Here is a 25,177-nt window from a genome sequence, read left to right on the forward strand (position 1 = left end):
ACCGTAGCCTGACTGTCGGGCTACGGTTTTTTTTATTCAGGCGCAGCCCTGCGGTTTAAACACGCGGGTTATCGAGGCCGGGTTATTGACCCATTTTTCCGCTGCCCTACGAGGCCGTCTTACCAGTTCACCGCCGCAGTTCGGGCAGCGCATGTCCATCTTCTCTGCACAGGGTGCGCAGAAGGTACATTCAAACGAGCAGATCAGCGCTTCGCCGGAATCGGCGGGAAGATCGGTGTTGCAACATTCACAGCCGGGTCTGAGTTCCAGCATAATGCGGTGCTCCGTGGTATCTGGCGCGTTGAAAGTACCCACTTTGCCTTGAACATCATCCGTTTTCAACAATACCGGCCTGAGGAATCGACGTTCGTACAGAAACGTAGAGTGTGATGCATATATTTCTTTGCATCGAACGGTAAGAGTATAATCACTAAAATAATTTTCACAGAAACGGAATGCAATAAACAGAAAAGGATTTCAAAAGTGGATGACGTTATTTTTATCATTAGAAAATCCAGAATTAAACTAACAGGGTTGTTTTTTTGCTTTCTGCTGGCCGCGATCACGTCATTCTTTTCTTTATTACCAGAGCAATTTGTCAGCTTAATATTAAATAGCTTATCAAACAATGACATCGCAGCCAGTAAAAGCCCTTTTTCATTTCTAACCGGTGAAACCAACCAGTATCATGTTTTAACTTATGTGTTTATGTTTTTTATATTCTCTTTGCTCGCCATTCTACTGAAGAACTACTATTCCTACCTGGCCACCGTTATATCAGAAAAAATCATATCCAATGTTCGCGCATCCGTTTTCAAAAAACTAACCACGCTAAAGTTCGATACGCAGCTGAAACTATATAAAGGAGATGTAGTTAATTTAGTCATAAATGACACGGCCAGGTTAAGTTTTATTTTTGAACGACCATTTTATACTTTACTCTCTGATCTAGTTGATTTTATTTTTATCTCTATCTACTTAATCATAGTAGACTACAAGATTTTAATCATCCAACTCCTGATCGTCCCACTAATCTATTTGGCCAGCATCGTCACAGGGAGAAAACAAAGAGTTGTTGCAAAAAAAACCAGGGATTATGATTCATTACTTGCGGAAAAATCAGAACAATTAGTTTCGCAATTTGAAAAGGTTAAAGTTCATAATGGCGAGGCATATGAAAATAAAAACTTTGGTTATATTTTATCAAAATCATTAAAAACCCGAGTTTCAGGCGCCAGGAGTTTAGCACTCTTTTTCCCCATTGAGGGCGGAGCAAGGGTACTTGGTGTATCTATTGTTATGCTCTACACCATCCATAATATATATGAAAATTTTCTCCCTATAGGAGCCCTGGCTATTAACCTGTCCTATGCCAATAAATTCTTTTCCCCTGTCAGAAATATAGCCTCTTACTACCAACTGATTCAGAAAGGCATTATATCCTGTAAAGAAATAAGACACCTCTACTCCCTGGACTCGGAAAATAACGAGGGTGCTGTGACAAAGACCTTCAACAGCATTCGTATCAGTGTAAAAAACTTATCATTAGGCTTTAGTGAAAGAAAACTCCTCAACAAGCTCTCTTTTTCTTGTGGCTCCGGTGAAATGCTTATCGTTAAAGGTGCCAGCGGCACAGGAAAGACCTCATTGCTCAGAACTATTTTGCGGTTATATCATCCTGCGGCCGGCACAATTTTCTTAAACGATACTGACATCACCACCCTCGATATAGAAGGATATAGATCGATATTGACGTATATCTCTCAAAATTTTTATATCGACAAAGAGAATATCATTGATAACATTGCCTATCCAGACAGTGATATTGATCATGCTCGCGCCCTTTCAATAATAAAGAAGCTGAATCTTTCTCACTTATTAGATTCGAACTGTAACGCAGAAGATGGGAAGATTTTTTCTGGCGGTGAACAATTAAGAATATCATTTGGTAGATGTCTGTATAATCAAGCACCTATAGTATTATTGGATGAGGTTTTTTCAAACATAGATAAACAAAATATAGAAATGTTAATCAATTGCATTAGTGAGTTACTCGCTAAAGGCACCGCGATAATTTTAGTTACGCACTTTCTGAATGAACGTCTGACAAACATGGCGTGCAGAGTGATAGAGATGAAAGACTACACGCTTGATATAACAAAAAACCTCTAACCACGATCGCCGTTGCGACGACGTTCGGAGGAAAACAAATACGGTATTTACGGTCAATTTCTATCTCGCCACTCCCTGACCATCTCTTGAGTCACTTCGTCTTTGTAACAAACAGGCGAGTAGCCGCCCGCCTTGCTCCAGGCACTACGGCGGCCGCAGGAGCTGCCGTTCCTGGCCCTGTTAAAAGGACAGGCGCATACGCCAGGATAGGCTGCTATCGACTCTTCGATAATGAGCTGTTTTATCTTATCGTCTGAAGTTGTTTGCTGCTTAGCCAGTGTGGTTCCTGAAGAAAAAACAAATAAAAAAGTGAATAACGCAAAGATAATAGCACTGAATTTCATTATGCTTTTCTCCGTAGATATTACACATCCCTTTCTGACAGCAGCAATGGATCCGGATACCAGAATAGGATATATGATGTTTTGTTACCCACTCTTATGCTTAAGGGATTTTACATTGAAAATGAAATAGATAAAGGAAAAGGGGATCGCAAGAATAAAGCAGAACACATAAAAAAGAGCGATCAAGCTCCCACCGGCAGAATCCGTAAAAGCTCTTTTTTGCCAAAAGCACCTGTTAGTAAATCTCAGCGCAATGCTTTCCAGGCATTTTTTTGAAAATGGACAGAGTAGGCAACTCACCACAGTAAAAATAAGTATTGTCAATTTCATGTCATTTTCAGGAGACTGCATCCAGCCATAAAAAGACATACAAACCAAGACAAGTCCAGGAAATATATTTCTAAAGTAGTAGTTCAATGTCATTTCATAACCCAATGAGCTCCGTCATATAATCACAGCATACCACCTATGATAATAATTTACTCACGCGAGTTTCAAACGACGGTGACTTACCGTTCCAGCATCTCCTGAACCCAGTCACCCCAGCATTCGCATCCAGGGTAAGATTCAACCGTATTCAGGTGGGATTCAAACCACCATGCCTTTACCACGTCATACTCAGAAAACGTAAGTGTGAACGGACGTCCGCGCCCCATCTGATGGGATCGTTTCTTACGGCGTAATAAGAGGCATCAGGACGCTTCTCAGCACTTTATCCGCAGCATATCGGGTTAAATGATGAGGGTCTTTATAGTAAATATGAGCACTTTCAGCAAAGCGGCAGGTTGCTGTGTCGCACAGCGCGTCCTGTAGGTTGGCAAACACGGCATTCTGCTGCATCGACACGTTGTTCAGCAGTGCCGAAGCAGTATCGGGCTCAATGCTATCATGACCGGCAAATTCACACACTCCGCTACCTTGTGGATTAGCATACGCAAAAGTGCGGCTAAAGCAGCGCATCACACGTTTTTCCGGGGTAAAACTCATCATCGGGACATCCCCCAGAACAATCACACGTTTGCCCATCCGCTGCAGGCGGGAAATGGTTTCTGCTAGCCCCTGTTGCAACGCCTGGTCGGGCCGTAATGACGGCGCGTTTTCAGACAGCCAGGGGGCTTTTCCCTCCATCAAACCGGATTGCCAGAAACCCGCAATGATAACGGTCGATATCTGCTCATCCCGGGCCAAATAGTCATCCACATCCTGCTTGAAATCCCGACACTGCGCATCGTGGAGCGGCCAGCCCGCAGAATGACGATAGACGCCCAACAGCGGCGCACAGGAAGACTTCGCAAAAATGACCGGCGTCAGCTGGTGCTCCTGCGCCAGTTCACGAAACGCGGCAGCCAGAGCGCCTGCGTGGCTGTCGCCGATTAACGCAATTTTCTTTTGGCCGCGCGCCCCACCGTTGCAGAGGGCATTTCCCGTCAATAGCGTATCGCCGTAGGACGTCATGCAGAGATCTTCCGCTTCTTCGATCTCAGCCTGCATCCGGGTGAACTCCAGCGGCCAGCGGGAGGGAAAACCTTTTTGCTGCCAGGTCATGGCAAAAATAAGGGTAAGCAGGCCCATAACAGCGCCGTAGCGCCAGAACACCCGTGGCTGCGGATGCTGTGCGGCCCGGAAAGGTTTTTCGATTACGTAGTAGCTGACTGTTGCCAGAACCATCGAGAGAGCGACCAGCAAAATACGGGTTACTGCTCCCGGTTCGGCTTCGCAAAGGTAGCGATAAAGGCTAATAACCGGCCAGTGCCAGAGATAGAGTGAATAGGAGATCAGCCCGATAAAACGCAGTGGCCTCCAGGAAAACAGGCGACGGTTGATAAAAGCCGTTTGAGCGTCCAGAAGCAACACAGCCCCGAGAATAACCGGCAAAGCGCCGATGCCGGGGAAGGATGTCTGGCTACCGTAGAACAGCGCACAGAGGGTGACCAACGCGAGTCCCACAGCGGATTTGACATTGTCTTTTTTGGATGAAAAACCCGCAGGATAATGGGTATGTACCATACCCAGTAGCGCACCAGCAAATAGCTCCCAGGCTCTGAAAGGCGTCAAAAACCACGCGCTATTCGGTGCCTTGATTGTCCCAACGGCAGCAAGGATAAAACAGAATAGCGTCGCGATAGCCATCAGCCAGAGCGACCTGTTTTTATCAAAACGCGTCAGGGTAAGGATCAGCAAAGGCGCAAGAAAATAGAACTGCTCTTCCACCGCCAGCGACCACGTCATCAGCAAGGGGTTATGTTCTGCATTGGGGCTAAAATAATCGATAGAATTCCAGAGCGTCACGTTGGAAATAGACAGCAACGTTGCCGCAGCATCACGCCCCAGTCTTTTGAAGTCTGCTGGCGTCGCAATAAAAAACATAATCAGCCAGACCGCAATCAATACGGTAATAAGGGCAGGCAGGATCCTTTTTATTCGACGAACGTAAAATGCCCCCCAGGAAAATCGACCTTCCAGCTTACTTTGATATATATGACCACCAATAAGGTAACCGGAAATAACAAAGAAGACATCGACCCCCACAAAACCACCGGGGAATCCTAGCCCAAAGTGAAAGAGCACCACAAAAAGCACGGCGAACGCGCGCAAACCATCAATATCAGCCCGGTATTTGACTGTAGGGTTCATGATTATCTCTGAATGAGTGAGATAGCAGTGTAAAACCGCCATCGCCAGAATGGTTTTTTATTAAAGACAATTTAATGTCCGAAATTATAAAGGGAGCACGATAGCTGCTCCATAGTCTGTATCGCTTTTAGGAATAATCACAGATTAGCATCCGTTCGTTGAATCAATAAGAGGCTGAAGCATCCTCTGTCACGCAGAATAACGGCATATGGCATTCATTAAGTTGATTAATGCACGATACGTTTTCTGCGCCACGACCAAAGAGTTAGAGCGCAGAGGGCACAAATACCCCTAAAGTGGCATTTTACATGCACTTACAATTGATTAAAAACAACATTTTCAGTGTGGTTTCTTGTTACAAAGAGGGCTGAGCAATGTGATGACAGTATGAGAGTGGTTGCTGTTATGGAAAACAATAAAAAGAACCGCCATTGAACACGATGGCGTCATCTGGATGAGACCCCTATGGCAAGGACAAAATCACGCGTACGCCGTTTTTTCAGCCTGATATTACCGTTTTTATTTATTTCTTCTGTTCACGCTGAACAAACGTCTTTACCCGCAAAGCCCGTCACCGTTGAAGCGAAGAATGAAACCTTCTCCCCTCAGCATCCCGATCAATACCTCTCATGGAAAGCCACGTCGGAGCAGTCAGCCCGTGAAGATGCGCTGGCAGAAGATCCACGCCTCGTGATTCTGTGGGCCGGATATGCCTTCTCCCGCGATTACAACAAACCGCGTGGACACGCGTATGCCGTCACCGATGTGCGTGAAACCTTACGTACCGGTGCCCCAAAAACCGCCGAGGACGGCCCGATGCCGATGGCCTGCTGGAGCTGTAAAAGCCCGGATGTAGCCCGTCTGATCCAGAAAGAGGGTGAAGAGGGCTACTTCCACGGTAAATGGGCAAGCGGCGGCCCGGAAGTGGTTAACAACCTGGGATGTGCAGATTGCCATAACACCGCCTCGGAAGATTTCGCCAAAGGGAAGCCTGCGCTCACGCTATCACGCCCCTATGCGGCACGTGCGATGGAAGCCATTGGCAAACCCTTTGATAAAGCCGGTCGCTTTGACCAACAATCGATGGTCTGCGGCCAATGCCACGTTGAATACTACTTTGAGGGTAAGGACAAAGCCGTTAAGTTCCCGTGGGACGAAGGCATGAAAGTCGAGAACATGGAGAAATACTACGATGCCATCGCCTTCTCTGACTGGACCAACTCCCTGTCCAAAGCGCCCATGCTGAAAGCACAGCATCCGGAATATGAAACCTGGAGCGCGGGTATTCACGGCAAGAACAACGTGACCTGTATCGATTGCCATATGCCGAAAGTGCAAAACGCTGAAGGCAAGCTTTACACCGATCATAAGATCGGTAATCCGTTCGATAACTTCCCACAGACCTGCGCCAACTGCCACACCCAGGACAAAGCGTCCCTGCAAAAAGTGGTCGCCGAGCGTAAACAAGCGATTCATGACCTGAAAATCAAGGTTGAGGATCAGCTGGTCCATGCGCACTTTGAAGCAAAAGCCGCGTGGGATGCCGGCGCGACGGAAGCTGAGATGAAGCCGATTCTGCAGGATATCCGCCACGCGCAATGGCGCTGGGACCTGGCGATTGCCTCTCACGGCATTCATATGCACGCACCGGAAGAAGGTCTGCGGATGCTGGGTAGCGCGATGGACAAAACCGCCGATGCGCGTACCCGGTTGGTTCGTCTGCTGGCGACCAAAGGCATCACGGATGAGGTCCCGCTGCCGGATATTTCCACCAAGGAGAAAGCCCAGAAGGCAATCGGTCTGAACATGCAGCAAATCAATGCCGAGAAGCAGGACTTTATCAAAACAACGATCCCGCAATGGGAAGACCAGGCGCGTAAAAACGGTCTGTTAAGCCAATAACCCCACGCCGCCTCGCGAGGGGCGGATAACTCAACGGAGTGAATATGAGCGTATTACGTTCGTTATTAACCGCTGGGGTGCTGGCGTCAGGCCTGTTCTGGAGCCTGTGCGGAATCACGGCCACGCCAACGCCACAGGAATCGGAGCAACGCTGGACGGTCACCCAACAGCGTAACCCGGATGCCGCCTGCCTGGATTGTCACAAGCCAGACGCTGAAGGCATGCATGGTCAACATGCACAAGCCATCAACCCAAACAATAAGCTGCCCATTACCTGCACCAACTGTCACGGCCAGCCGTCACCGCACCACCGGGAAGGGGTGAAGGATGTGATGCGCTTTAACCAGCCGATGTACAACGTGGAGCAGCAGAATAGCGTCTGTCTCTCCTGTCATCTGCCTGAGCAGTTGCAAAAAGCGTTCTGGCCTCACGATGTCCACGTGACCAAAGTGGCGTGTGCCAGCTGCCATTCACTGCATTCGCCGCAGGATAAAATGCAGACGCTAAACGATAAAGGGCGCGTCAAAATATGCGTGGATTGCCATAGCGACCAGCGTACTAATCCGCACTTTAATCCGGCGTCGGTTCCGTTGCTTAAGGAGCAGCCATGAGTTGCTCTCGTCGCCAGTTTATTACCGGCGTCAGCGCGCTGGTGGCGGTTAGCGGAACGGCTGGACGCGTCGTGGCGAAAACGTTGAACATCAACGGCGTGCGTTACGGCATGGTGCATGATGAGTCATTATGTATCGGCTGTACGGCCTGTATGGACGCCTGCCGGGAAGTTAACAGCGTGCCGGAAGGCGTATCGCGCCTGACGATTATCCGCAGCGAGCCGCTGGGAGAGTTCCCCGATGTGAAGTATCGTTTCTTCCGTCACTCCTGCCAGCACTGCGATCGCGCCCCCTGCGTTGACGTCTGTCCGACGGGCGCATCGTATCGCGACGCCGCCAGCGGCATTGTCGATGTGAACCCGGACCTTTGCGTCGGGTGCCAGTACTGTATCGCGGCCTGTCCTTACCGCGTGCGCTTTATCCATCCGCTCAGCAAGACGGCGGATAAGTGCGATTTCTGCCGCAAAACCAATCTGAAGGCGGGCAAACAGCCCGCCTGCGTGGAGTCATGTCCGACGCAGGCGCTGACGTTTGGCAATCTGGACGATCCCAACAGCGCTATCGCTCGTTTGCTGCAGCAGAAAAATACTTACCGTTACAAGCTGGCGCTGGGCACGAAACCGAAGGTCTACCGCGTTCCCTTTAAATATGGGGAGGTGAGCCAATGACACCCGATTCTGCTTTTCATTTTGAATCACTGGTCTGGGACTGGCCCATCGCCATTTATCTGTTCCTGATCGGTATTTCCGCCGGGCTGGTAACGCTGTCGATATTGCTGCGACGGTTGCACCCGGAGGCAGGCGGTTCAGACAGTACCCTGCTGCGCACGACGCTGGTTGCGGGACCGGGGGCCATTATTCTCGGGCTGCTGATCCTGGTCTTCCATCTGACGCGTCCGTGGACCTTCTGGAAACTGATGTTCCACTACAGCTTCACTTCGGTGATGTCGATGGGCGTCATGCTGTTCCAGCTGTATATGGTGGTGCTGGTACTGTGGCTGGCAAAAATCTTTGAAAAAGAGATCTTTGCCCTGCAGCAGCGCTTTATGCCGCGTCTGAGCATGGTGCAGAAATGGCTGACATTGCTCGCGCCGTTCCATCGCCTGCTTGAAACGGTGATGCTGGTGCTGGCTGTCCTGCTGGGTGCCTACACCGGGTTCCTGCTGTCGGCACTGAAGTCCTATCCGTTCCTGAATAACCCCATCCTGCCGGTACTGTTCCTGTTCTCCGGGATCTCGTCCGGCGCGGCGGTGGCGCTCATTGCCATGGCATTGCGCCATCGTGGTAACCCACACAGTACCGAGGCGTATTTTGTTCACCGCATAGAGACCCCGGTGATATGGCTGGAGATCTTCCTGCTGGCGGCGTTCTTCGTCGGGCTGGCACTGGGCGATGACGGAAAAACGCGTGCGCTGGTCGCGGCACTGGGTGGCGGTTTCTGGACCTGGTGGTTCTGGCTGGGCGTGGCAGGACTCGGGCTGATCGTGCCGATGCTGCTCAAACCCTGGGCCAGTCGCAGCCCGACGCTTCACGGCGTGCTGATCGTGTGCGGCGCAAGCCTGACCGGCGTGCTGTTGCTGCGCTTTTTTATTCTGTACGCAGGGCAACTGACGGTTGCATAAGGTGATATCTGGACGTTCTCCTTCCTGAAATCGGTTTTCTGGCGCTATTGCTGAGCCTCGGGGTCAACCTGTTGACCCCGTGTGCCACGCTGGCAGGCGTTCGCCTGCGCTGGCAGGGCATAACGCATCTGGCCAGCGTTGGCATTTGGACGCAATTTTTGCTGTTGTTGCTGGCCTTTGCCATTCTGGTGTTCAGTTTTCTGATCGATGATTTTTCCGTTATTTACGTTGCCCAGCATAGCAACAGCCTGCTGCCGTGGGGATTAAAACTGGCGGCGGTATGGGGGGGTCATGAGGGATCGCTCCTGCTGTGGGTGCTTCTTCTTTCGGGCTGGAGCGCGCTGTTTGCCTGGCGCTATCGCCGTGAGCCGGACGCGCTGTTTCCGCTGACGCTCAGCATCCTGTCAATCATGATGGCCTTACTGCTGCTGTTTGTGGTGGCGTGGTCCGATCCGTTTGTCCGTCTCTTCCCGTCGGCCATTGAAGGGCGCGACCTCAACCCCATGCTGCAACACCCCGGACTCATTCTTCACCCGCCCCTGCTCTATCTGGGCTACGGTGGATTGATGGTGGCCGCGGGCGTGGCGCTGGCCTCGCTGCCTGGCGATGGCTTTAGCACGAAGACCGCCCTGGTCTGCTGGCGCTGGGCGCTGCCCGGATGGTGCGCTCTGACGCTGGGTATTATCCTCGGCTCCTGGTGGGCATACTCTGCCCTGGGCTGGGGCGGCTGGTGGTTCTGGGATCCCGTAGAAAACGCGTCCTTACTTCCCTGGCTTTCCGCCAGCGCATTGCTGCATAGCCTGTCTGTCTCACGTCAGCGCGGGAGTTTCCGTCACTGGTCGCTGCTGTTGGCGATCGTCACCCTGATTTTGTCGCTGCTGGGCACCTTGATTGTGCGTTCCGGCATTCTGGTTTCTGTTCATGCCTTCGCGCTGGATAACGTCCGCGCCACGCCGCTGTTTACGTTGTTTATCACCTTAAGCCTCGCGTCACTCGGTCTGTACGCCTGGCGGGCACAGGATGTACGTCAGACCCCGCGTTTTGGCGGAGGGTCGCGTGAGATGATGATTCTCATCACGCTGCTGCTCTTTTGCGCGGTACTGCTGATCGTACTGACCGGCACGCTCTACCCGATGATTTACGGCCTGCTCGGCTGGGGGCGGCTCTCCGTTGGTGCACCGTACTTTAATCGTGCGACGCTACCGTTCGGCCTGCTAATGCTGGTCGTTATCGTTATTGCTACGTTTAAGAATCGGAAGAGATCTGTACGAAGCCAGCTTCCGCCGCTTCTGGCGCACACCGGCGTGCTACTTTTCGCGGTCGGGATCGTCTTTTCCAGCGGTAGCCGTCAGGAGATCAGCCTGAATCTGAGTCCGGGGCAGCAGGTCGGGCTGGCGGGCTACATTTTTCGTTTTGATCGCCTCAGTCTGGAAGCCAAAGAAAACTACACCCGTGAAAAAGCGCTGATTACGCTCTGGCGGAATGAGAAACGGATTGGCACGCTTCAGCCTGAAAGACGTTTCTATGCCGCACGCCGCCAGCAAATGATGACGCCGGATATCCACTGGAACCTGCTGCATGACTGGTATGCGGTGATGGGCGAAAAAACCGGCCAGGACCGCTATGCCATGCGCTTATACGTGCAGACCGGCGTACGCTGGATCTGGGGCGGAGGATTGCTGATGGTAGCCGGTGCGATACTCAGCGGATGGCAAGGGAGAAGACGCAATGCATAACAGCGGAACGTTTTTACTCTGCAGCATTATCCTGCTTTTTATCACTTTCACCACGCATGCCCAGGTGGTGGACACCTGGCCCTTTAAAAACCAGCAGCAGCAGGAAAAGGCGCTGTTTATTGCCAGCCAGCTGCGCTGCCCGCAGTGTCAGAATCAAAACTTGCTGGAATCCAATGCCCCGGTGGCGGTCAATATGCGCCATAAGGTTTACAGCATGGTCGAAGAGGGCAAAAGCGATGAGGAGATCGTCGCCTGGATGACCGATCGTTACGGTGATTTCGTCCGTTATAACCCACCTCTGAATGCGCAAACGCTGCTGCTGTGGGCACTGCCGTGCCTGCTGTTGTTGCTGATGGGCGTCGTGATAGGGCAGATGAGAATGCGCCAGCGTTCTGAGGAGGACGAACAATGAGTCTGCCCGAACCGCCCGTAAAACGACTGACCGCTGCGGCTGTCCTGATGGTCATCGCCTGCATCGGAGGTTACCTGTTGACGCCAAAATGGCAGGCAGCCCGTCAGGAGCTGGCCCGACGGGCGGATCCTTTACGCGCATTTTCTGATGAAAACAGGCAGGAAAAACAGCTCCTTTCCCTGCAATCACACATCCGTGCCAATCCACAGGACAGCGCTCAATGGGCGCAGCTGGGTGAGTATTATCTTTGGCAAAACGCGTATCAGAATGCGCTCCTGGCCTATCAACAGGCGCTACGTTTACGCGGTGAAAACGCCGAAATCTATTCGGCGCTGGCGACGGTACTGTACTACCAGGCCGGACAGCATATGACGCCACAAACCCGGGAAATGATCGATAAATCCCTGGCGCTGGACGCCAGTGAAGTCACCGCGCTGATGCTGCTGGCTTCCGATGCGTTTATGCAGGCGGACTACGCCCGGGCGGCTTCAGTATGGCAAAAAGTGATGGATGTAAACTCGCCGAGGGTGAATCGGGCACGGTTGATCGAGTCTATTAATATGGCGAAGTTGCTGCAGCATCAGGAAAGATAAGCAAAAAAGTATGCCCAGGAGAATAAGATGCCGGAATTAACACCTGTTAAGGTGATGATCGTTGATGACCACCCCCTGATGCGGCGAGGGATCCGTCAATTACTGCAGATGGATAACACTTTCAGCGTAGTCGCTGAAGCAGGCGATGGCGAAAGTGCAATCGCTCTGGCAAGCCGCCTTGACCTTGATATGATCCTGCTGGATCTCTGCATGAAAGGTATGAGTGGGCTGAATACCCTGAATGCGCTGCGCCGGGCGGGCGTCACTGCGCAAATCATCATTCTGACCGTGTCAGATTCCACCAGCGATATTTACGCCCTGATGGATGCCGGTGCTGATGGTTATTTGCTGAAAGATAGCGAGCCAGAATTTCTGCTTGAGGCCATTCGTCGTGGTGCCAAAGGCGGTAAGGCCTTTAGCACCAGCGTCAGCGAGTATTTACGAGAACGTGAGCTATTTGGTGCAGAAGAAGATGTCTTCAGCATCCTCACCGAGCGCGAACTGGATGTTTTACACGAACTGGCTCAGGGGCTGTCAAACAAGCAGATTGCGTCGGTACTGCATATTTCCGAACAAACGGTGAAAGTGCATATTCGTAACCTGCTGCGCAAACTTAACGTGCGCTCTCGCGTTGCCGCCACCATATTTTTCCTGCAAACGCGCGGAATGCCGTAGTCCAGAAAATGTCCAATGGCGCCACGCTTATTTCTCCTGCGGCGTAAGCTGCGCCATCGCCATTTTAATACTGCGTTCAATCACCACCCTACGGGTGTCGTTTGCAGGCAGTAATTTCAGCATCATCTCCCATGCCGCAACCGCCTCGCCAAAGCGCTGCTGCTCAAACGCGTTAAAAGCGTACATGCTCAGTACGCGCACGTTGGCATGCTCTCCCTTGACCCACTGACGTAACAACTCCCCTCCCCGACGATTATCATCCGGATCGGAGGAACGGGTCAGCGCTTCGGCATACCCCAGCGCCGCATCGCTGTTTTTGGGGTCCAGCCTGTAAGCGTTGGCATAAGCGCCGGTCGCCGTGCTGGCATTACCTAATACCATGCCAATACGCCCCAGCATGATCCAGCCCTCAACGTTTCCGGCATCGGATTGCAGACGCGTACGCAGCCCCAGCGCCAGACGCGTCATCTCTTCTTCATTCAGCGACTCAGCCTTTGGATCCAGCGCCCGTTCCAGCAGCGCAGGAGCCTGTGCGGTGGCCTGTTGCCAGACTTTTACCTGCTGATAATGACCGGTTTGATAATAACTGACCGCCCCCACCACCAGCGCAATCACCGCCCCGGGTGCGAACAGCCACCACCCAGCCCGTTTGCCATCCTGCGGGATAGCCTCGGAAAAAACGTCGGGTTTCAGCCGTACACGGCGGCGGGAACGCGCAAAAATAATCCAGCCACCCAACCCCATCGCCACAATCGGCACCACCCACAGCAGTACGGTCAGCGGCGTCAGCGGTGGATCGTAGGTGACGAAGTTGCCATACCGTATCACCATGTAATCGACGATCTCTTTCTGGCTTTTCCCTTCCTGCATCAGCTCATAGACCTTTTGCCGCAGGTCGGTGGCAATCATCGCGTTAGAGTCGGCAATGCTGTTGTTCTGACATTTCGGGCAGCGTAACTGCTCGGTAAGCTGGCGGAACTGTTGCTCCTGCGCTTCGTCCTTAAACTGCATCACGTCAATTGTCGCCAGCGCGGACCCTGATATCGCCAGTATCAGCATGCCCAGTAACCATCTCATTGTGCCGCCTCCTGACTGTACTTATCCCACAGCAGCCTGAACTCGCTTTCCCATACCCTGGCGTTCAACTCCCCGGCATGGCGGTAGCGAATAATGCCTTTACCATCGATAAGAAATGTTTCCGGCGCGCCGTACACGCCCAGATCCAGTCCGAGCATACCGTCTCCGTCAAACAGACTCAGCGCATACGGATTGCCCAGCTCTTTCAGCCAGACAATCGCTTTTTGACGATCGTCTTTATAGTTCATCCCGACCACCCGAACCCCTTGTGCCGAGAGCTGATTCAGATACTGGTGTTCAGCGCGGCAGGTCGGGCACCAGGTCGCCCAGACGTTGAGCAATACCGGCTTACCCTGGGTCAGCACATCGGCCTGATAATGCTGACCCGGATTATCCAGCGACTCCAGGCGGAAAGTCGGCACGGGTTTGCCGATCAAGGCCGATTCCAGATGAGTGGGATCGTCTCCCTGGGCGTTACGCGCCAGCTGCCACAGCAGCGCAGCCGCGATAATGAGAAAAATAATCAACGGGATCAAAAGTACGTTGCGCTTCATACTGCCTCCGACGCGTTTTTTTGCCCGGCCGTGCGGGGACGCATGCGCTGGCGATAGCGTGGATCAAACAGACAGAACACGCCGCCCAGCGCCATCAGCAACCCACCTGCCCAAATCCAGCGGATAAAGGGCTTGTAGTACAGACGTACGGCCCATGCGCCGTTATCCAGCTCTTCGCCTAACGCCGCGTACAGGTCACGGGTCAGCCCGCCATCAATTGCCGCTTCGGTCATCATCGCGCTTGTGCTGTTATAAAAACGTTTTTCCGCATGCAGCGTCGCTTCCGGTTTGCCGTCACGCGTGACGCTGATAGTGGCTACACCCCCGCGGTAGTTAGGGCCGGTGATCTCTTTAACGTCGCGGAAGGTGAATTGATAATCGTGGATACTGACGCTATCGCCCGCCTTCATGCGCACATCACGCTCAACGCTGTAGTTTTGACTAAACGCAATGCCCACGAGGGTAATCGCCAGCCCCACGTGAGCGGATACCATGCCCCAGTAGCTTGCCGTCAGCGTCGTTTTGCGTGAAATACGCAGGAACGCTTCGGCTATGGCCAGCACAAATATCCAGCCGGCCATCGCCATACCCACGACCGTCATCGCAACAATCCGGTCTTCGAACAGCCAGGGTAACAGCAGCGACAGCACCAGCGTAGTGACCAACGCGATGCTGAGTAACGTTTTCAGTTTGCGCGGTCGGTCACGTCCCCAGCGTACCAGCGGCCCGATGCCCAGCAGCAGCGCGAACGGCGCCATCAGCCACGTGAACATCGTATTGAAGAACGGCTCGCCAATCGAAATACTGCCCAGCCCCAGCTGTTTGTGCACCAGCGGCAGCAGCGTCCCCAGCAGCACCACCAGCATGGCGGCAATCAGCAAAACGTTATTCCCTAGCAGCAGCGATTCTCGCGACCAGAGCGCGTTATTCACCCGTGAGCGAACTTTATGCCCGCGTACCGCAAAGAGCAGCAGAGAACCGCCGATCGTCAGGACCATAAAGGCCAGAATAAACATCCCACGCGACGGATCGGAGGCGAAGGCATGCACCGACACCAGCACGCCGGAGCGCACCAGGAACGTCCCCAGCAGGCAGAGCGAGAAGGCGCAAATCGACAGCAGCAGCGTCCAGGCCTTGAAGCTGGCACGCTGTTCCGTCACCGCCAGGGAGTGCATCAGCGCAGTCCCCACCAGCCACGGCATAAACGAGGCGTTCTCGACCGGATCCCAGAACCACCAGCCGCCCCAGCCCAGCTCGTAATATGCCCATGCGGAGCCGAGCACAATACCCAGCGTCAGAAACACCCAGGCCGCCAGCGTCCAGGGACGCGAAAAACGGGCAAAGGTGCTGTCCAGACGCCCGCTCATCAGCGCAGCAATGGCAAACGCAAAGGCCACGGAGAAACCGACGTAGCCCATATACAGCAGCGGCGGATGGAAAATAAGTCCCGGATCCTGCAACAGCGGATTCAGGTCGCGCCCTTCCACGGGGAAGTCAGGCAGGGTGCGGGCAAAGGGGTTGGAGGTAAACAGAATAAACAGCAGGAAACCCGCGCTGATCATCCCCATCACCGCCAGGACGCGTGCGACGATATCCAGCGGCATTCGCTGGCTAAACAGCGCGACGGCAAACGTCCAGCCGCCCATCAGTAGCACCCACAGCAGCAGCGAACCTTCATGCGCTCCCCAGGTTGCCGCCACGCGATACCAGACCGGAAGCTGAGTATTAGAGTTGCTGGCCACGTAGGTCACGGTAAAGTCATTGACCACGAAGGCGTGGATCAGTACCAGAAACGCCCCCATCACGCAGATAAACAGTAGCCATGCAAATGGCCGCGCAGAGGACATCATCCGTCTATCACCGCGCGCAACGCCCCACAGCGGATAGACCGAGAGCAGCAATGCGACGCCGAGCGCAAGGCACAACAGGCCATTGCCAATTTCAGGCATCATGACGCGTTATCCTTATAAACGCTTGCCGGGCGACGATGGTTTTCCTGCATCGCTTTTTCGACTTCCGGCGGCGTGTAATTCTCATCATGTTTGGCGAGCACCTCTTTTGCCTGCACATGATTGCCGTTATCCAGCTCCCCCTGCACGACCACGCCCTGCCCTTCACGGAATAAATCCGGCAGGATGCCTTCATAGGTGACATCCACCACGCCTTCTGCGTCATAGATACTGAAATTGACCTTCAGCGATTGCGGATCGCGCTTCACGCTGCCCGGCATAACCATGCCACCCACGCGCAGGCGCTGACCGACCTCAGGCATCTCCTGGGTTTCGCGCTTGCCGTAGAGTATTTCGCCCGGCGTATAAAACAGGTCGATATTGGCACGCAGCGCGTAGAGCACCAGCGTGATGGTCAGGGCCAGACCCGCCAGTACCGCACAGGCGACCCATAGCCGATTTTTTCGTCGAATATTCATGCCACCTCCTGCTGTTCTTGCGCCGCACGCCTGCGGGCTTCTCTTGCGCTCTGCTGCGCCACGCCGCGCAAAATCGTGCGATGCTGCCGCGCTGAGTGCAGCACCAGCCCCGTCAGCGGGATAACGCTCATCACCACGGCCAGCCAGACATACAAGGCGTAGCCGCCCATCGCGAAAAATTCACTCCAGGATGCAAATGCAGGGGTCATTGGCGGCCTCTCTTTAAGATCAGTTCACTTACCCACGGGCGGCGTTTTTCCATCAGCAGGATCAGGTTACGCATGCGCATCAGCGTCAGCGTGATAAACAGCAGCAGATAGCCGACGATCGCCAGACGCAGCGGCGTGCGCATCGCCGGATCAATACTTTGCTGCATGCGGGTCGATCCCTGGTGCAGCGTATTCCACCACTCCACCGAGTAGTGAATAATCGGCAGGTTAACCACGCCAATCAGCACCAGAATACCGGCGGCACGCCCCGCCAGACGCCGGTCATCAAACGCGTGCCATAGCGCAATCGCGCCAACGTAGAGAAACAGCAGCACCAGCTCAGACGTGAGTCGGGCATCCCATACCCACCAGGTTCCCCACATCGGTTTACCCCATGCGGAACCGGTCACCAGGGCGATAAAGGTAAACACCGCTCCGGTCGGCGCCATCGCGGCCAGGGCCAGATTGGCCATTTTCATCTGCCAGACCAGGCCGATAAACGCGGCCACCGCCATCGAGGCATAAATCCCCATCGACCAGATTGCCGCCGGGACATGCAGGTAGATGATGCGATAACTTTGCCCCTGCTGAGAATCCGCGGGCGCAAAGCCAAATCCCCAGACCCAGCCCGCGGCCAGTATCACAACGCAGGCCATCGCCAGCCACGGGATTAACCGGCCGCAGATCTGATAGAGCCGCGAGGGAATCGCCAGTTGATGAAGTATTTTCCACATAGTTCAGTCACCAGACTCAGGCAAAAAAATGAAACTTCCGTTGTACCGGATGGCGGAAAACGCCTTATCCGATCCCTTCAGGCACGCTAAAGTCATAACGATGCTATTGCATACTGATGCGCAACGCGGCCGCCGTTGCAAAAGGACTTAGGGTTGCGCTGCCCACCAGCAGCGCGCCCAGAATCGCCAGGTATCCTTCAACGGGTAAGTGCATCGAGGCCGCATCCATCGCGGCAGTGGCAAAAATAAGAAGCGGGATCGTGAGCGGCAGCACCAGCACGCTCAGCAGTACGCCACCCCGCTTTAACCCCACCGTTAACCCAACGCCCGGCGCGCCGAGAAAACCCAGCGTCGGCGTGCCGAGCAACAGCGTTAACGCCATGATTTGCCAGGCGTACATATCCATTCCCAGCAGCAGCGCCACCAGCGGAGAGAGAACAAGCAGCGGCAGGCCGGTCACTACCCAGTGCGCCATCACTTTCGCCAGCACCACGGCCGGTAGCGGCAGCGGCAGCAGCATGAGCTGTTCGAGGCTGCCATCCTGCAGGTCATCGCGGAATAAGCGCTCCAGCGCCAGTAACGACGCCAGCAGTGCCGCAACCCAGATAATCCCCGGCGCAATGCGCGCCAGCAGCAGCGGCTCCGGGCCAATGCTCAGCGGGAACAGGGTGATAACAATCAGGAAGAACCAGAGTGGATTGGCGATTTCCGCGCTATGGCGGAACGCAATGCGGAGTTCAAGACGGAAGATGTGCCACATCATGGCGCAGCCCTCTCGCGGGTCAGCGCAATACGCCGGACGGAATCGGTCGCCACGTTGAGAGGCTGGTGGGTGGTGAGAATAACCATGCCGCCCTGCCCCGTATGCTGGGCCATACGCCGGGTCAGTCGCTCGACGCCATTGACATCAATCGCGGTAAACGGCTCATCGAGGATCCACAGCGTGGCGCGGGTCAGCCACAGGCGAGCCAGCGCCACGCGACGCTGCTGCCCGGCGGAAAGCTGATTCACCGGCATATCTTCATACCCGGCAAGCCCCGCCTGCGCCAGCGCGGACAGACACAGGGCGATATCGCCATCAGGATGGAAGAAGCGCAGATTTTCCAGCGCCGAAAGCCGGTTTTTTATTCCCGGCTGATGTCCGATCCACAGCAGGTCGTGATGGAAATCATCACGCACCCGGTGCAGCGGTTGCCCTTGCCAGCAAACCTCTCCGGCGTCAGGACGCGCCAGCCCGGTGAGCAACCGCAGCAGAGTGGTTTTCCCCGCGCCGTTACCTCCGGTTATCTGCACCCATTCCCCTGCGTTTACGCGAAATGACAGCGCACTAAACAGTATTCTGTCATCCCGCTCGCAGAGCAGTTCTCTGGCTTCAAGTACTCCCACGCGGCAACGTCCTGTTAAAAACCTGGTTTGACTTCGCGCATATCGGGCAGCTTGTGCGCTATCCCTTTATGGCAGTCAATACAGGTTTGTCCCTCTTTCACAGCCTGGTCGTGCATTTTGGCTGCAACGCCTTTCTGAGCCGTTAAATCCATAAACTCGAAGTTGTGGCAGTTACGACACTCCTGCGAGTTATTGTCTTTCATGCGCCGCCATTCGTTTTGCGCCATCGTCAGACGGTGGTCTTCAAACTTTTGCGGTGTATCTATCAACCCCATAGCTTTGGCGTACAGCTCTTTGCTGGCCTTGATCTTACGGATCATTTTCGGGCCCCACTCGTGTGGGACGTGGCAATCAGGGCAGGTCGCTCGCACACCGCTGCGGTTGTTGTAGTGTACGGTTTCCATGTATTCCTGATAGACCGTGTTGCGCATTTCGTGACAGCTAATGCAGAACTCTTCAGTGTTGGCCTTTTCCATCCCGGTGTTAAAGCCGCCCCAGAAAATAATGCCGCCCACAAAGCCGACTAACAGCAGCGTGCCGAGCGCCAGACGGCTGGGACGACGCCACCATCGCCAGACGCGCTTAATCCAGCCGGGTTTACGGTTAGAATTTTCCATAATGGCCTCTTATTTCCCGTAACCTTTTGAGGGTGTGAAGGTGTTTTCGACAATCGGTGCGGCGTCCGCCTGCGGGACATGGCACTGCAGGCAGAAGTAACGGCGCGGAGCCACTTCCGCCAGCACTTTGCCGTCGCTGTCCATAAAGTGCGTCGGACTGATACGCGGCGCGCCGGTGGTACGATAGCTTTCGATACCGTGGCACTGCAGGCAGCGGTTGGTATTGGTCGTCACCTGGTAACCCTCAACGCTGTGCGGGATCATTGGCGGCTGATTAACATAGTTCAACGGCATACGTTCCCGCTCTTTCGGCATGTGAATTGCCCCTTCCTGTGTCCCCGAGACTTCCGGTGACTGGCTCAGATCCACGCCGTTTGCCGCCCAGACGGCCCCACTCACTACCAGCGTCAGCGCCGCCGTCCATCGACTCAGCGCGTTAATCAGGTCACGGTTTTTCATGATTTCGCTCCCGAACTCCATCGTGTTGTTATTGTAAAAACATCCTCAGCACAGACATCCACACAGCGACCGCAGGCCATGCAATCGCGACGGGTCACCTGTACCGGGCTTTGCTCATCCAGCACCGGCGCACGTAGCACATGCGGTTCAGGGCAAACATGAAAACAATCCATACAGCGGTTACATCTCTCGCGTTTATGTGCCGAAACGGTTAACGCCCCTTTGCTTCCCAGCACGCTATAGAGCGCGCCTGACGGGCAAAGGTGCCCGCACCAGCCATGCTCAACGACCAGTAAATCAAATAGAAACAGGGCGATAATCAGCAATATGCCGCTACCGAACCCCATCACCAGGCAGCGCCCCAGCAGAGAGACCGGGTTTATCCACTCCCACAGCAGCGTGCCCGTCAGAGTCGATCCCAGCAGAATGACCACCAGCAGCACGTAGCGGATAGCGCGTGGGAGGACTGCAGACTGATTGAGGTCAAACCTTCTGCGCAGCCCGCTGGCTAAATCGGTGATGGGGTTCAGCAGGCAGACCCAACCGCAAAACACGCGTTTACCCGCAAGGGCATACAGCCCCGTAATGAGGGCGGCCCCCGTTAACGCCACTGCCGCAGGCAGATGCCCGCTGGCCAGGCTTTGCAGGGTAATCAGCGGATCGGTTAACGGCAGGGTATCCAGCAGCAGGCTACTGCTGTAATTGCCACGCAGGATCCACACGCCGAACCACGGGCCGCTGAGAAACATCACCAGCACCAGAAACTGGCTCAGGCGACGCAGTACCAGCCAGCGATGGCTTCGCCACCAGCCTTTTTTTGCCCGCGCCGCACGCCCGGCATCACGTTTACGGTTTGCCATTGCTCCCCTCCAGCCAGCCGAAGCGGTAATGGTGTCCTGCCGCCCCTTTTGCCAGCGACAGCGGCAGAACTTTTATCGCCGGTTGCTCCAGCACGCAGACCTTTTCGCACTTCCCGCATCCGGTGCAGGCATCGCTATGAACGACAGGAATAAACCGTGCGTGCTTACCGGTGCGCAGATTGCGATCCAGCTCCAGGGTGATGGCCTCGTCTATCTTCGGACAGTCGCGATAGCAGACGTCGCAGCGCAGCCCCTGATAATTGAGGCAGCTCTCGTGATCCAGCGGGACCGCCAGCCCCATACGCGAATCGTCGATGGACTCAATCTCCCGCTCCAGCGCGCCGCTCGGGCAGACTCTGGCACACGGAATGTCGTCACACATTTCGCAGGGAATATTGCGGGCGACAAAATAGGGTGTACCGGCCGCCAGCCCGGAGGCCAGCGTCGCCAGTTTCAGCGTGTGATAAGGGCAAGCCTGAACACACTGGCCGCAGCGCACGCAGGTGCTGGCAAAAGCGTCTTCACCGATGGCTCCCGGCGGGCGTAACCGCACCCCGGTTGCGCGTGCGGTTTGCTGCTGCAGCCCCAGCGCCACACCAACGACAGCCAGCCCGCCCGCTGCGCGAATCATATCGCGCAGAAAACGGCGGCGGCCATGTTGGGGTTTTGCCGTCACGCCGCGTTACACCTTCGCCAGCTTCACGGCGCACTTCTTGAAATCCGTCTCTTTAGAAAGCGGATCCGTGGCATCCAGCGTCAGGTTATTCACCAGCTGAGCGGCGTCGAAGAACGGCATATAGACCAGCCCCTGCGGCGGACGGTTACGACCGCGTGTTTCAACCGTCGAGACGACTTCGCCACGGCGGGAAATCACGTTGACCTTATCGCCACGACGCAGGTCGCGGGCCTTTGCATCCAGCGGGTGGATAAACAGGACGGCCTCAGGGAAGGCGCGGTGCAGCTCCGGCACGCGGCGCGTCATGCTGCCGGTGTGCCAGTGCTCCAGCACACGGCCGGTGGAGAGCCACAGGTCATACTCTTTATCCGGTGCTTCTGCCGCCGGTTCAAACGGCAGCGCAAAGATCACCGCTTTACCGTCCGGCTTGCCGTAGAACCTGTAGCTTTCTCCCGCTTTCACATAAGGATCGTGACCTTCGCTGTAGCGCCACTGCGTCTCTTTCCCCTCGACCACCGGCCAGCGTAAGCCGCGTGCTTTGTGGTAATCGTCGAATGGCGCGAGGTCGTGCCCGTGTCCACGACCAAACCAGGCATACTCTTCAAACAGGCCTTTTTGCAGATAGAAGCCCAGTTCGCGGGATTCATCATTAAGCCGATCGTCTGCCAGTTCACTCAGCGGGTATTGCGTAACCGCCGGTGTGGCAAACAGAACCTCGTACAGGGTTTTGCCGCGCAGCGCTGGTTTATCCGCCAGCAACGCTTCCGGCCAGACGTCTTCGGTTTTGAAGCGACGCGCAAACTGCACCAGCTGCCACAGATCGGATTTTGCCTCGCCCGGCGCTTTAATTTGCTGACGCCAGAACTGAGTACGGCGTTCGGCGTTACCGTAGGCGCCTTCTTTTTCCACCCACATCGCCGTCGGCAGGATCAGGTCGGCAGCCAGCGCGCTGACGGTCGGGTACGGATCGGAAACGATGATAAAGTTACGCGGATCGCGCCAGCCCGGCATACGCTCTTCATTGATATTCGGCCCGGCCTGCATGTTGTTGTTACACATCACCCAGTAGACATTAAGCTTGCCGTCTTTCAGCGCACGATCCTGCGCTACCGCATGCAGACCGACTTTCGCCGGGATCGTACCGGTGGGCAGCTGCCAGTGCTTTTCGCAGATATCACGGTGTTTCTCGTTGGTCACCACCATATCGGCAGGCAGACGGTGCGAGAACGTCCCCACTTCACGCGCCGTACCACAGGCAGAAGGCTGACCGGTCAAAGAGAATGGGCCACAGCCAGGCTGAGAGATTTTGCCGGTCAGCAGATGCAGGTTGTAGACCAGGTTATTGGCCCATACGCCGCGGGTGTGCTGGTTAAAGCCCATCGTCCAGTAGGAAATGACTTTCTTTTTCGGGTCGGCATACAGCTGCGCCAGCTGTTCCAGCTGATCTTTCGGTACGCCGGTCATTTCCGCCGTTTTATCCAGCGTATATTCCGCGACAAACGCCTTGTATTCTTCGAAGCTCATGGGCTCAGACGCATCGGAACCCGGATTTTTCGCTGCTTTTTCCAGCGGATGCGTCGGGCGTAAACCGTAGCCGATATCGGTCGCGCCTTTACGCAGATTAACGTGCTTGCTGAAGAAATCCTGGTTTATCGCATTGTTTTGAATGATGTAGTTGGCGATGTAGTTCAGGATCACCAGGTCGCTCTGCGGCGTAAAGATGATGCCGTTATCTGCCAGCTCAAAACTACGGTGCTGGAAGGTGGAGAGTACCGCGACGTTAACGTCGGGATTCGACAGACGACGGTTGGTAATGCGCGACCACAGGATCGGGTGCATTTCCGCCATATTTGCGCCCCACAGGACAAACGCATCCGCATGTCCAATATCGTCGTAGCAGCCCATCGGCTCATCCATACCGAAGGTACGCATAAAACCCACCACCGCTGACGCCATGCAGTGACGTGCGTTCGGGTCGATATTGTTGCTACGGAAACCGGCTTTGAACAGTTTCGCCGCCGCGTAGCCTTCCCATACCGTCCACTGGCCGGAGCCGAACATACCGATAGCCTCTGGCCCTTTTTCTTTCAGCGACGTTTTGAATTTCTCTTCCATCACATCAAAGGCCTGCTCCCAGCTAATCGGAGTGAATTCACCTTCTTTGTGATATTTCCCCTCTTTCATGCGCAGCATCGGCTGCGTTAAACGGTCTTTGCCGTACATGATTTTGGGCAGGAAATAGCCTTTGATGCAGTTAAGCCCGCGGTTAACCGCCGCATCCGGATCGCCCTGGCAGGCCACAACGCGTCCTTGCTGGGTTCCTACCAGCACGCCACAGCCCGTACCGCAAAAACGGCACGGGGCTTTGTCCCACTTAATCGCTTCCTGCTGACCGACGACCGCCCGGGCAACGCCCGGCACGCTTAACCCAGCAGCCACTGCGGCGGCCGCAGCGGCGTTAGCTTTCATAAAGCTACGACGACTAAGTTTCATGCTGTTTCCTCACCTTGCTCATCCTGCTGGTGATAAACCAGCGACACCGCCAGCACGCCCGCAACGTTGCGTACTGACTCGATTGTTTTTATAGCCGTTTCACTTTGCTCAGCTTCAACCACCACGATCAGCTGGCCGCTTTCCACATCGCTCAGCGCCACTTCACAACCCGGAAACGAACTCAATTGCGCAGCGATATCGCTGATATGCTGACTTTTGGCCTGAACGACCAGGCTGCAGACCTGCCAGTTAGTGTCCATGGTGGTACTCCGCATTGATGGCTGATACCGGGCAGATAGCGACACATGCGCCACATCCGTTACAGGCCTGATTGTCGAGCCGGGGTTGATAGATACCGGACAGCGTGGGACGAAAGGTAATCGCCATGGGTTCACAGCCATCCTGGCAGCGGTGGCACTCAACCTGCTGATTTGCCAGGCAGTTTTCGCCGATCGTAACATTCAGATCCCATGCCGCGACGTGGCGCGGAAGAAACAGGGATTCAGGACAGGCCTCTGCGCAGGCATAACAAAAGCTGCACTCTCCCTGTCTGAAATCAACGCTCGGATATCCCCCCTGGCCCCGCCGCAGGATCCGGGTTTCACACGCATGGATGCAGGCATCACAACGAAGGCAACAGGCTAAAAGGTGAGTCTCTTCCCTGCTCCACGGCGGACGTATCCCGTTGCTGGCGCGACGCCAGCTGCCTGTCAACATGCCCCGACGGGATAAATCAACCATCACACTCCCTTGCATAAATGACGCCCTCCTGAGCGGTAGAGCGGCAAGAAAAACCACACCATTTATGAGTAGTTATTTTGGACAGTAAGATATTTTAGGATTAGGTCGAATTGCATACCCCAATCGAGGTAAATGCAGATGCCGGATCAAAAGAGTGTGGGGTTGATGGGGGAAACGAGATTTTGCTGACGAGCCAATGAGTTATGTAGTTTTTTATATAACGAATGCGGATATCTACGAGCG

The 25,177-nt window shown here is 54.6% G+C and carries 26 protein-coding genes and 1 pseudogene; 8 read left to right on the forward strand and 19 right to left on the reverse strand.

Annotation, left to right across the window (positions count from 1 at the left end):
- Window positions 1-36 precede the first annotated feature (36 nt).
- Complete coding sequence (locus EDF81_RS10720; protein ID WP_123349032.1) at window positions 37-273, reverse strand: DUF1272 domain-containing protein; 237 nt, start codon at window positions 271-273, stop codon at window positions 37-39.
- 210 nt (window positions 274-483) lie between these two features.
- On the opposite strand from EDF81_RS10720, the gene EDF81_RS10725 reads away from it, so the two are divergent.
- Window positions 484-2,172, forward strand: a complete 1,689-nt coding sequence (locus tag EDF81_RS10725) for an ABC transporter ATP-binding protein (protein ID WP_123348128.1) — start codon at window positions 484-486, stop codon at window positions 2,170-2,172.
- Window positions 2,173-2,225: 53 nt separating this feature from the next.
- On the opposite strand, the gene EDF81_RS10730 is transcribed toward EDF81_RS10725, so the two are convergent.
- The 3 genes from EDF81_RS10730 to EDF81_RS10740 form a co-directional block, all read right to left on the reverse strand.
- The gene (locus EDF81_RS10730; protein ID WP_123348129.1) at window positions 2,226-2,516 is read right to left on the reverse strand and encodes a hypothetical protein; all 291 of its coding nucleotides are present in this window, start codon (window positions 2,514-2,516) and stop codon (window positions 2,226-2,228) included.
- An 84-nt stretch (window positions 2,517-2,600) separates the two neighbouring features.
- On the reverse strand, window positions 2,601-2,939 hold the full coding sequence (locus EDF81_RS24360) for a colicin E1 family microcin immunity protein (RefSeq protein ID WP_123348130.1): 339 nt from the start codon (window positions 2,937-2,939) through the stop codon (window positions 2,601-2,603).
- A gap of 249 nt (window positions 2,940-3,188) precedes the next feature.
- Window positions 3,189-5,150 carry an acyltransferase family protein gene (locus tag EDF81_RS10740; protein WP_184999519.1) on the reverse strand — a complete coding sequence of 654 codons (1,962 nt, stop codon included), beginning with the start codon at window positions 5,148-5,150 and terminating at the stop codon, window positions 3,189-3,191.
- A gap of 465 nt (window positions 5,151-5,615) precedes the next feature.
- Between EDF81_RS10740 and nrfA the strand changes: the two genes are divergently transcribed.
- The 7 genes and pseudogenes from nrfA (at window position 5,616) to narP (ending at window position 12,700) form a co-directional block, all read left to right on the forward strand.
- Complete coding sequence (nrfA, locus tag EDF81_RS10745) at window positions 5,616-7,052, forward strand: ammonia-forming nitrite reductase cytochrome c552 subunit (protein WP_123348132.1); 1,437 nt, start codon at window positions 5,616-5,618, stop codon at window positions 7,050-7,052.
- 44 nt (window positions 7,053-7,096) lie between these two features.
- Complete coding sequence (gene nrfB / locus EDF81_RS10750) at window positions 7,097-7,663, forward strand: cytochrome c nitrite reductase pentaheme subunit (protein ID WP_123348133.1); 567 nt, start codon at window positions 7,097-7,099, stop codon at window positions 7,661-7,663.
- On the forward strand, window positions 7,660-8,331 hold the full coding sequence (nrfC, locus tag EDF81_RS10755; protein WP_123348134.1) for a cytochrome c nitrite reductase Fe-S protein: 672 nt from the start codon (window positions 7,660-7,662) through the stop codon (window positions 8,329-8,331). Before nrfB ends, nrfC begins: the two co-directional genes overlap by 4 nt.
- A complete protein-coding gene (nrfD, locus tag EDF81_RS10760) occupies window positions 8,328-9,284 on the forward strand; it encodes a cytochrome c nitrite reductase subunit NrfD (RefSeq protein WP_123348135.1) in 957 nt (318 codons plus the stop codon). The genes nrfC and nrfD overlap by 4 nt, the downstream gene beginning before the upstream one ends.
- 8 nt (window positions 9,285-9,292) lie before the next feature.
- Window positions 9,293-11,432: pseudogene (gene nrfF, locus EDF81_RS10765) on the forward strand (heme lyase NrfEFG subunit NrfF).
- Window positions 11,429-12,025, forward strand: a complete 597-nt coding sequence (gene nrfG, locus EDF81_RS10775) for a heme lyase NrfEFG subunit NrfG (protein ID WP_123348138.1) — start codon at window positions 11,429-11,431, stop codon at window positions 12,023-12,025. Before nrfF ends, nrfG begins: the two are co-directional and overlap by 4 nt.
- A gap of 27 nt (window positions 12,026-12,052) precedes the next feature.
- The gene (gene narP / locus EDF81_RS10780; protein ID WP_123348139.1) at window positions 12,053-12,700 is read left to right on the forward strand and encodes a nitrate/nitrite response regulator protein NarP; all 648 of its coding nucleotides are present in this window, start codon (window positions 12,053-12,055) and stop codon (window positions 12,698-12,700) included.
- Between the two features lie 27 nt (window positions 12,701-12,727).
- Here narP and EDF81_RS10785 read toward each other — a convergent pair whose 3' ends face one another.
- The 15 genes from EDF81_RS10785 to napF all read right to left on the reverse strand — a co-directional run bounded on the left by EDF81_RS10785 (window position 12,728) and on the right by napF (window position 24,934).
- The gene (locus EDF81_RS10785; protein WP_123348140.1) at window positions 12,728-13,777 is read right to left on the reverse strand and encodes a cytochrome c-type biogenesis protein CcmH; all 1,050 of its coding nucleotides are present in this window, start codon (window positions 13,775-13,777) and stop codon (window positions 12,728-12,730) included.
- Complete coding sequence (dsbE, locus tag EDF81_RS10790) at window positions 13,774-14,331, reverse strand: thiol:disulfide interchange protein DsbE (RefSeq protein ID WP_123348141.1); 558 nt, start codon at window positions 14,329-14,331, stop codon at window positions 13,774-13,776. Before dsbE ends, EDF81_RS10785 begins: the two co-directional genes overlap by 4 nt.
- Window positions 14,328-16,283 carry a heme lyase CcmF/NrfE family subunit gene (locus EDF81_RS10795; protein WP_123348142.1) on the reverse strand — a complete coding sequence of 652 codons (1,956 nt, stop codon included), beginning with the start codon at window positions 16,281-16,283 and terminating at the stop codon, window positions 14,328-14,330. The genes dsbE and EDF81_RS10795 overlap by 4 nt, the downstream gene beginning before the upstream one ends.
- Window positions 16,280-16,759, reverse strand: a complete 480-nt coding sequence (ccmE, locus tag EDF81_RS10800; protein WP_123348143.1) for a cytochrome c maturation protein CcmE — start codon at window positions 16,757-16,759, stop codon at window positions 16,280-16,282. The genes EDF81_RS10795 and ccmE overlap by 4 nt, the downstream gene beginning before the upstream one ends.
- The gene (gene ccmD / locus EDF81_RS10805) at window positions 16,756-16,968 is read right to left on the reverse strand and encodes a heme exporter protein CcmD (RefSeq protein WP_123348144.1); all 213 of its coding nucleotides are present in this window, start codon (window positions 16,966-16,968) and stop codon (window positions 16,756-16,758) included. The genes ccmE and ccmD overlap by 4 nt, the downstream gene beginning before the upstream one ends.
- On the reverse strand, window positions 16,965-17,702 hold the full coding sequence (locus tag EDF81_RS10810) for a heme ABC transporter permease (protein WP_123348145.1): 738 nt from the start codon (window positions 17,700-17,702) through the stop codon (window positions 16,965-16,967). The genes ccmD and EDF81_RS10810 overlap by 4 nt, the downstream gene beginning before the upstream one ends.
- Before the next feature lie 103 nt (window positions 17,703-17,805).
- Complete coding sequence (gene ccmB, locus EDF81_RS10815) at window positions 17,806-18,465, reverse strand: heme exporter protein CcmB (protein ID WP_123348146.1); 660 nt, start codon at window positions 18,463-18,465, stop codon at window positions 17,806-17,808.
- The gene (gene ccmA, locus EDF81_RS10820) at window positions 18,462-19,088 is read right to left on the reverse strand and encodes a cytochrome c biogenesis heme-transporting ATPase CcmA (RefSeq protein ID WP_123348147.1); all 627 of its coding nucleotides are present in this window, start codon (window positions 19,086-19,088) and stop codon (window positions 18,462-18,464) included. Before ccmA ends, ccmB begins: the two co-directional genes overlap by 4 nt.
- 14 nt (window positions 19,089-19,102) lie before the next feature.
- Window positions 19,103-19,705, reverse strand: a complete 603-nt coding sequence (gene napC, locus EDF81_RS10825; RefSeq protein ID WP_123348148.1) for a cytochrome c-type protein NapC — start codon at window positions 19,703-19,705, stop codon at window positions 19,103-19,105.
- Window positions 19,706-19,714: 9 nt separating this feature from the next.
- Window positions 19,715-20,164: a nitrate reductase cytochrome c-type subunit gene (napB, locus tag EDF81_RS10830; RefSeq protein WP_123348149.1), complete on the reverse strand. Its 450-nt coding sequence runs from the start codon at window positions 20,162-20,164 to the stop codon at window positions 19,715-19,717.
- Window positions 20,161-21,024: a quinol dehydrogenase ferredoxin subunit NapH gene (gene napH / locus EDF81_RS10835; protein ID WP_123348150.1), complete on the reverse strand. Its 864-nt coding sequence runs from the start codon at window positions 21,022-21,024 to the stop codon at window positions 20,161-20,163. The genes napB and napH overlap by 4 nt, the downstream gene beginning before the upstream one ends.
- Window positions 21,011-21,700, reverse strand: coding sequence for a ferredoxin-type protein NapG (napG, locus tag EDF81_RS10840; protein WP_260232697.1), 690 nt, complete (start codon window positions 21,698-21,700; stop codon window positions 21,011-21,013). The genes napH and napG overlap by 14 nt, the downstream gene beginning before the upstream one ends.
- Before the next feature lie 6 nt (window positions 21,701-21,706).
- Window positions 21,707-24,193: a nitrate reductase catalytic subunit NapA gene (napA, locus tag EDF81_RS10845; RefSeq protein WP_123348151.1), complete on the reverse strand. Its 2,487-nt coding sequence runs from the start codon at window positions 24,191-24,193 to the stop codon at window positions 21,707-21,709.
- Window positions 24,190-24,453 carry a chaperone NapD gene (napD, locus tag EDF81_RS10850; RefSeq protein WP_123348152.1) on the reverse strand — a complete coding sequence of 88 codons (264 nt, stop codon included), beginning with the start codon at window positions 24,451-24,453 and terminating at the stop codon, window positions 24,190-24,192. The genes napA and napD overlap by 4 nt, the downstream gene beginning before the upstream one ends.
- On the reverse strand, window positions 24,443-24,934 hold the full coding sequence (gene napF, locus EDF81_RS10855) for a ferredoxin-type protein NapF (RefSeq protein WP_123349034.1): 492 nt from the start codon (window positions 24,932-24,934) through the stop codon (window positions 24,443-24,445). Before napF ends, napD begins: the two co-directional genes overlap by 11 nt.
- Between the last annotated feature and the right edge of the window lie 243 nt (window positions 24,935-25,177).

The sequence above is a fragment of the Enterobacter sp. BIGb0383 genome (genome assembly GCF_003751845.1).
Lineage (GTDB): Bacteria > Pseudomonadota > Gammaproteobacteria > Enterobacterales > Enterobacteriaceae > BIGb0383.

Coding starts and splice junctions, on each gene's coding strand:
- EDF81_RS10720 (WP_123349032.1), bottom strand. CDS start 273: ATGCTGGAACTCAGACCCGGCTGTGAATGTTGCAACACCGATCTTCCC.
- EDF81_RS10730 (WP_123348129.1), bottom strand. CDS start 2,516: ATGAAATTCAGTGCTATTATCTTTGCGTTATTCACTTTTTTATTTGTT.
- EDF81_RS24360 (WP_123348130.1), bottom strand. CDS start 2,939: ATGACATTGAACTACTACTTTAGAAATATATTTCCTGGACTTGTCTTG.
- EDF81_RS10740 (WP_184999519.1), bottom strand. CDS start 5,150: ATGAACCCTACAGTCAAATACCGGGCTGATATTGATGGTTTGCGCGCG.
- nrfA (WP_123348132.1), top strand. CDS start 5,616: ATGGCAAGGACAAAATCACGCGTACGCCGTTTTTTCAGCCTGATATTA.
- nrfB (WP_123348133.1), top strand. CDS start 7,097: ATGAGCGTATTACGTTCGTTATTAACCGCTGGGGTGCTGGCGTCAGGC.
- nrfC (WP_123348134.1), top strand. CDS start 7,660: ATGAGTTGCTCTCGTCGCCAGTTTATTACCGGCGTCAGCGCGCTGGTG.
- nrfD (WP_123348135.1), top strand. CDS start 8,328: ATGACACCCGATTCTGCTTTTCATTTTGAATCACTGGTCTGGGACTGG.
- nrfG (WP_123348138.1), top strand. CDS start 11,429: ATGAGTCTGCCCGAACCGCCCGTAAAACGACTGACCGCTGCGGCTGTC.
- narP (WP_123348139.1), top strand. CDS start 12,053: ATGCCGGAATTAACACCTGTTAAGGTGATGATCGTTGATGACCACCCC.
- EDF81_RS10785 (WP_123348140.1), bottom strand. CDS start 13,777: ATGAGATGGTTACTGGGCATGCTGATACTGGCGATATCAGGGTCCGCG.
- dsbE (WP_123348141.1), bottom strand. CDS start 14,331: ATGAAGCGCAACGTACTTTTGATCCCGTTGATTATTTTTCTCATTATC.
- EDF81_RS10795 (WP_123348142.1), bottom strand. CDS start 16,283: ATGATGCCTGAAATTGGCAATGGCCTGTTGTGCCTTGCGCTCGGCGTC.
- ccmE (WP_123348143.1), bottom strand. CDS start 16,759: ATGAATATTCGACGAAAAAATCGGCTATGGGTCGCCTGTGCGGTACTG.
- ccmD (WP_123348144.1), bottom strand. CDS start 16,968: ATGACCCCTGCATTTGCATCCTGGAGTGAATTTTTCGCGATGGGCGGC.
- EDF81_RS10810 (WP_123348145.1), bottom strand. CDS start 17,702: ATGTGGAAAATACTTCATCAACTGGCGATTCCCTCGCGGCTCTATCAG.
- ccmB (WP_123348146.1), bottom strand. CDS start 18,465: ATGATGTGGCACATCTTCCGTCTTGAACTCCGCATTGCGTTCCGCCAT.
- napC (WP_123348148.1), bottom strand. CDS start 19,705: ATGGAAAATTCTAACCGTAAACCCGGCTGGATTAAGCGCGTCTGGCGA.
- napB (WP_123348149.1), bottom strand. CDS start 20,164: ATGAAAAACCGTGACCTGATTAACGCGCTGAGTCGATGGACGGCGGCG.
- napH (WP_123348150.1), bottom strand. CDS start 21,024: ATGGCAAACCGTAAACGTGATGCCGGGCGTGCGGCGCGGGCAAAAAAA.
- napA (WP_123348151.1), bottom strand. CDS start 24,193: ATGAAACTTAGTCGTCGTAGCTTTATGAAAGCTAACGCCGCTGCGGCC.
- napD (WP_123348152.1), bottom strand. CDS start 24,453: ATGGACACTAACTGGCAGGTCTGCAGCCTGGTCGTTCAGGCCAAAAGT.
- napF (WP_123349034.1), bottom strand. CDS start 24,934: ATGGTTGATTTATCCCGTCGGGGCATGTTGACAGGCAGCTGGCGTCGC.